Annotated in this window: 3 protein-coding genes, 1 rRNA gene and 3 pseudogenes; 5 read left to right on the top strand and 2 right to left on the bottom strand. The window is 33.5% G+C overall.

Annotation, left to right across the window (positions count from 1 at the left end; translation table 11 throughout):
* Positions 1–94, bottom strand: a 16S ribosomal RNA gene (locus K5S59_RS29220); the annotation flags it as partial.
* 524 nt (positions 95–618) lie between these two features.
* Here K5S59_RS29220 and K5S59_RS29215 point away from each other — a divergent pair.
* Positions 619–2550 carry a glycosyltransferase gene (locus K5S59_RS29215; RefSeq protein WP_120449386.1) on the top strand — a complete coding sequence of 644 codons (1932 nt, stop codon included), beginning with the start codon at positions 619–621 and terminating at the stop codon, positions 2548–2550.
* 65 nt (positions 2551–2615) lie between these two features.
* Positions 2616–3392 (top strand): class I SAM-dependent methyltransferase, encoded by a 777-nt coding sequence (locus K5S59_RS29210; protein WP_120449384.1) that lies wholly within the window; start codon positions 2616–2618, stop codon positions 3390–3392.
* A 40-nt stretch (positions 3393–3432) separates the two neighbouring features.
* Here the strand turns inward: K5S59_RS29210 and K5S59_RS29205 are convergent.
* Positions 3433–4379 (bottom strand): annotated as a pseudogene (locus K5S59_RS29205) (NAD-dependent epimerase/dehydratase family protein).
* 339 nt (positions 4380–4718) lie between these two features.
* On the opposite strand from K5S59_RS29205, the pseudogene K5S59_RS29200 reads away from it, so the two are divergent.
* From K5S59_RS29200 to K5S59_RS29190, 3 genes and pseudogenes are all read left to right on the top strand, one after another.
* Positions 4719–5485, top strand: a pseudogene (locus tag K5S59_RS29200) (sulfotransferase family 2 domain-containing protein).
* 195 nt (positions 5486–5680) lie between these two features.
* Positions 5681–6371: pseudogene (locus K5S59_RS29195) on the top strand (class I SAM-dependent methyltransferase).
* A 34-nt stretch (positions 6372–6405) separates the two neighbouring features.
* Positions 6406–6837: glycoside hydrolase family 99-like domain-containing protein (locus K5S59_RS29190; RefSeq protein ID WP_120449382.1), on the top strand; the 432-nt coding region annotated here is incomplete at its 3' end.

Genomic DNA, 6837 nt, shown 5'->3' with positions numbered 1-6837 from the left:
TCTTGAGAGCAAGCTCTCAATCCATTCGCTCGACTTGCATGTATTAGGCACGCCGCCAGCGTTCATCCTGAGCCAGGATCAAACTCTCCAATAAAGTTAGTTTGTCTAGCATCTAAAAATAAAAATTGACGTTTCACGTTGTTTGTTTCGTTCAGTTTTCAAAGAACTACTTGGTCGCCCATTTGCGACTCCCTTATGTTAACATCTTCGTTAGTTAATGTCAACTAAGTTTTTCATTTCGTTTATCGCATTCTGCGTTATTGCATCGGCGACTTGTTCTATATTACACCTCTATACTCTAATCGTCAATACCTTTTATCCTTTTTATTTTATAAATTATAAAGGGGCTTAAACCTTCTTCATTTATAACTCCGTACCTAGAGATTTATAAACTGGTGCAGTCACTTTCATAATCAACACTTTATACTCTCTTACTTACCTCTTACACCTTTCTAAAGAATGAATATCAAACCAAACAAATATATATTAGAAGTAGCATTTTTTTATTGCGAGTACATTCCAACCACATTCACAATTATCTTCTACTACTTCTCTCTAGGAGTTATAAGTACGCCATACATTTACTAAAAACCTAATTAGCTTAGGAGGCGTTATGAAATGCATGTTAATAAAAAGATCATTTATGTATCCCATGATGCCCATTTCCACGGAGCGCAGCTGCTTTCTTTACATACTATTAAAGCTCTTAAAGAAAACTTTAACTACTCTGTCGCAATTATTTCTATTGGAACGGGCATTTTAATCCACGATTTTCAAAAGTATGGTCCTGTTTATTGCCTAGAGGAAAACTACCCAACGGAAGAAAAGGTCGAATTGTTAATAAAAAAGTTATTATTACAAGACTATACCATCGCTATATGTAGTACCGTCATAAGTGGGGATATAGTTGCATTACTAGCTAAACACAATATAAAAGTTATTTCATTAATACATGAATTGCCGCATTTAATACAACAGTACTCTGCCGAAGGAAAAGCGAGAAATATTGCCGAGTCTGCTTACAAAATAGTCTTCCCTTCACAATACGTATATGAAAAATTCCGTACACTCACTCAATTAGACCATCAAAAATGCCACATTCTCCCTCAAGGCTTGTTTAACCACAATCCTTATAAGAACAATATTGCAAAAGCTAGAAGCGAATTACGAAAAAAACACAACTTGCCTCTAGATAGCAAAATCATTTTAGGAGTAGGTTTCGCTGATCATCGAAAAGGGATAGATTTATTCTCACTTATTGCTTACTCAGTAAGAAAGGTTCATAAGAATATTCATTTTATCTGGGTTGGGAGAACGGATGTTCACTTTTTAAACACGCTATCCCCAAGATATACAGCACATTTCACATTAGTGGACCCTACTCCAGATATCGGTTTATATAACGCAGGAGCTGATTTATATTTATTAACTTCAAGAGAAGATCCTTTTCCCAACGTTGTTTTAGAAGCATTAGATACGAAAGTCCCTGTTATAGGGTTTAAAAATGCTGGAGGTTTTGAAGATGTTGTTACGGAACAAACTGGCGCATTAGTAGACTATTTAAACTTACCGATGATGCTGGAAAGAATATATGAATTTATTGGAGATGAAGATTTACGATTCCAAAAAGGTAGCTTTGGCCAAGAACTTATTGAAAAAGATTTCAACTTTCTTCATTACATTTATCAATTATTAAACCTGCTTGAACATAATTATAAAAAAATAAGCGTCATTGTACCGAACTATAATTACGAAAAATACTTACCTGACCGAATTAAATCCATATTCAGCCAAACCTATCCCCTTTACGAACTAATTTTCCTAGACGATGCCTCTACTGACAATAGTGTATCTATATTTGAAAAGCTGCTCTCAAACGAAAATAAGCCCCACCTAAAAGTTCAGCAAATTATTAATGATAAAAACTCTGGTTCTGTATTTAAACAATGGATAAAAGGCGTCTCTGCAGCAACTGGTGATTACATTTGGATTGCAGAGGCTGATGACTTATGTGATCAGACATTTTTAGAAGAAGTAATACAAGGGTTTCAGATAAATAGTGATGTTACCTTAGGTTACACACAATCAAAACAAATAGATGAACAGGGAAATATCCTGGCCAATCATTATTTGGATTACACAAATGATATTGATAAAGAAAAATGGCAGCATCCTTATTTCCGAAAAGGAATAGATGAAATACAAGATACGTTACTTATCAAAAATACGATACCTAATGTCTCAAGTGTAGTTTTTAAAAACATAGACACGAAAACAATAGCAAAACAATTAGAAAAGTTTAAAGTAGCTGGTGATTGGTTTTTCTATGTTTCTATCCTTAAAGAGGGGGACATTTATTTCAATCCAAAGCCGCTAAACTATCATAGACGACATACAAATAGCGTAACGAGAACAGAAGATTCCTATTCCCATTACAGTGAAGTTGTACAAATGCAGAATTTCATTAAAGAAACCTTTACTATCGACGACATTTCAAAAAAGAAAATGTACACATATAGAAAGTACCTTAAAGTATATTTGAAGATTTAATGATATATTTCCCTCACCATTAGTATCTCTTGTAAGACGTTACTATCATTTAAGGGGGTTACTCTTTGAAAGAATTTATAGAGGCAAATAAAGATTTGATTTCTCAAATGGCACACGACTACAATGTAAATGCAAGCATCCATCCAGAGGATCACATCTTTCAATTCCTTGTCACGAATCCAGTCTTTCCATCTAAAAAAGAAGCGATAGATTATTATTTTAAAGATGGAAGAAAATCAGCAGAAACACTCCTAGATTTAATTACTTCCTTTTATCCTCCTGTAAATACTCCAATTCAATTATTAGAATTCGCATCCGGATATGGCTGCGTAACACGTCATTTATTAAATCAGCAAACGAACTTAAGTATAACTACTTGTGATATACACGAAGAAGCTATTACTTTTATTGAAGGAACATTAAATACTTCATCTATCTTATCTCACCCTGAACCAGAACAAGTAAAATTAGCCTCGTCTACGTATGATATTGTTTTTTGCCTATCCTTTTTTTCTCATATGCCTGATACAACCTGGTTTCGTTGGCTTCAAACATTGTATAACACTGTTTCTCCTGGCGGCTTATTCATTTTCACAACTCATGGTTATCAAAGTAAAAAGTACTTCAGCTTTCCCGATTTAAATGAACAGGGTTATTGGTTTCTCCCCTCTAGCGAACAACTGGATTTAGATGTTCATCAATACGGGCAAACGATCGTTAGCCCCTCTTACGTATGTGACAAAATTAAATTATTACCTTATAACCCTATTATCAAAAAATACACTGAAGGTTTTTGGTGGGAACATCAAGACCTTTGGGTAATACAAAAAGAAATAAAATAATAAACCACGCTCTACTTATACAAAAGTAGGGCATGGCTTATTATTTTTTACTATATAAGAACTCTTCAATCCATAGCTTATTTAATCTAATTCCACTTTTGAAATCTATTTTCGGTTCCCAATTACATTCTCGTCTTACTCTATCTATATTTAAAATGATTTTTTGAACATTTTCTTGCTTTTGTTTATAACAAATAAAATCCACTTTTCTTTCCGTTAATTTCTCCAATTCTACTATAATTCGTTTTAAAGAGAGACCTTTACCGCTCCCTATGTTATACACACAAGATTTCAAATGATTTAATTTTGATAGTTGTATAGTGATTTCAACTAAATCATCAATATAAATATAATCTCGAATAATCTCTTGCGGATTCCCATATATATTAATCTTTTCATTACTGAGATGCTGATACAAAAAACAATTTATTGCTCCAACTTTCTTTAAAGGATTTTGATATTTTCCATATGGATTAGAATATCTACATACAACATAATCAATTCCGTATTTTTTCTTATAAAAGTACAAGTAATTTTCAAGCGACACTTTTGTTATTCCGTAAGGAGAAAGTGGCTTTAATGGATGTTTCTCATCTATAGGTAAATATTCAGGTTCACCATACACGGTGCCCCCAGAAGATGCTAATACAATTCGTTTAATAGGAAAGTTTTTAACACCTTCCATGAAATTAAGAAAAAAAAAGCTACTGTTCATATCTCCAAAAACATCTTCAATTGAAGTTGCTACATTAGACGTTGCAGCTAAATAAATAATAATATCCACGTTCACTAAAGCTTTATATATATATCTTCCACATTCGCTAAATCACCTTTAATAAACTCAACCTCACTTATAATATTTTGAGGAAAATTATTTATATGTCTAGAAAATACTTTTACATTTTGACCTTGTTTTAATAAACCTAACGCGAGGTTAATACCAATGAAACTATTTCCACCTACTATTAAATAATTATTCTTCCTCATAGTATCCTCTCTAGTAATAAGATTTTTGCCAATCGGACTTTTATGGGCAGTTGATCCCCAAACTAAATTCTTTGCTTTCGCTGAATTTTGAGGTGGAGGTCTTACTGCCCATTAAAGCGGGATAAATGAACTTGTTCACTTCTATTATTCATTCTCTTATAATTGTATGCCCCTTATAAATTTTCATTATTTATTTTATATTTTCCTTTTAGGATCAATACCTTATTTTAGCTGACCGAAAAAAACACTCATAATATTTACCCATGTCTATGAATATATTGGATTAGTAAAAGCTTCCCCCCTCCATAAATAAAACTTTCAAAAAGGAGCACTACATCGATGAAGAATGTAAATCAAGAGCTTTTAAATCATGTAATCCTACATAAAGATAGAAGACTTTCCCCTTATACTATTCCGAAGCCACAGAAGCGGATGCACTACTTTAGCTAATTGGTTTTTTTTAAAATTGGATTGTTTAATGAAGCAAAGAAATACCATGAATTTATTCATTACTATGAGTTCTGGGTGTATAAAAACAATATAAATTACATACCAGAGTTACAAAATAGTCTTCTAGCATCAATTGTAAACTTGTGCGGAATCCCTATACAAGGGCTGTCAGCTCATTTTTATTACTTGCTGACAATCCATATGCTAGCCCTCAACGGGAAAGTATCCGCCATTATTTATATAATGACAAATATAGTAACCAAGGAATATCATTTAAACAATTTTTATATTACGTTCGAGCATTCGGTTCCAATTCCCTAGCAATGGACATACATTTTAGCCAGCAATACGTTCCAGGTGAAGAAAAATTCATCCAATACTATATTCCTTTAGAAGATTTTAATACACAAATCACTAAACTAGAACATACGTACGATTTAATTAAATCCAATTTAGCGCTACTTGCAAATTCCGATCATCATCGTGCTCATAAAATGCTTTATACAGGAAGCTATGCAGAGCCGAGCATAACTGATGCCGCCTTCCCTCGCTTTCCAACATATGAAAGTTTTTATGATGAAGAAACCATGGCGTTAGTTACAGAAATATATGCACAAGACTTTGAAATGTATCCATACACAAAAGAGATATTTTAAATCGATACATTCTTCAATGAATAAAAACGAATGTATCGCACATAGCATAAAGTGAAACTTTAATTAGCGTGGGGTTCTCCCACGCTAATTATTCCCTTCTAGCAATTGACCCCCTAAATTTTACCCACTCTCTTTGAGTTCACTGATTGTTGACGCATGTGTCATATGCATTTTTTTACACAAGAGTGATGTCATGTGGAAGGTAATTTGAAGCACAATAATGGATATTGCGTTATTTGTGAGAAGAAAGCTACATTTATAGAGCATAATGATTGGCTTAAGAGATCACTACTTATGCTCTACATGCCACTCTATACCAAGGCAATGAGCTCTAATCCATGCTTTAAATACATTTTTTCCAAAATGGGGTTCCTATCATATCCACGAATCCTCTCCTGGAGGGATTACAACTCAACTACTAATAAAAAACTTTAAAAACTATCCTCTTGGCCAATACTTTCAAGGGATTAGATGCGAAAACTTAGAAGACATGACTTTTCAAAATGAATCTTTTGATTTATTCATTACTCAAGATGTCTTTGAACATGTAATGGAACCAAACAAAGCCTTTAAAGAAATAGAGCGTGTATTAAAGCCTGGCGGCGCTCATGTGTTTACTGTCCCCTGACATCACACACTCCCAAAGACTTTGCAAAGAGCAAGAATCAATAAAGAAGGAATTGAGTATATGGCAGAGCCGATTTATCATGGTAATCCTATTGATGAGAATGGGTCTTTAGTAACATTTGATTGGGGACAAGATATGATTGAATATATTTATACACATGCAAATATGTATACTATTTTTTATTTACCAAAGGATAGATCACTGGGGTTAGATGCTGAATTTTTACATGTTTTTGTTAGTAAAAAAACATGTAAGTAGCTGTTAATCACTACATCATTCGGAGGTTTAACAAATGAATAACTTTAAGTTAGGAAGTGAATTTGATAACCTTGTTAGTCCACTATCTGATATTGAACTTCTAAATCTATTCATACAAAGTTGCTCCCAAACAAAGATAAATAGCATCCCAGTACCTATGTTCCCCTCCGAAGAAAAAACATTTCCCGGTGCCTTTGTGGACTGGGACAACACAGCACGCCGCAAAGACTTAAATGGCAGCATCTTTGTAGGTTCTACTCCTGAGAAGTTCACAATATATTTAAGCAAGCAAATTCACCGTATGTTCTCCCTTTATAATAGCGAGTTTTTTTTTATTAATGCGTGGAATGAGTGGGCAGAAGGTACTTACTTAGAACCAGATAAAAAGCATGGATTCGCCTATTTAGAAGGAGTTAAGCAGGCAATTAACAGAGGTATGAAAACATACAAAAAAGACGAGTCATAC

Source organism: Bacillus sp. BML-BC051 (assembly GCF_019656175.1).
GTDB lineage: Bacteria > Bacillota > Bacilli > Bacillales > Bacillaceae_G > Bacillus_A > Bacillus_A mobilis.
This window is presented reverse-complemented; position numbering and strand designations above follow the sequence as displayed.

What these genes read in the sequence shown, in the direction of transcription:
- K5S59_RS29215 (WP_120449386.1), top strand. Translation starts at nt 619, where the DNA reads ATGCATGTTAATAAAAAGATCATTTATGTATCCCATGATGCCCATTTC.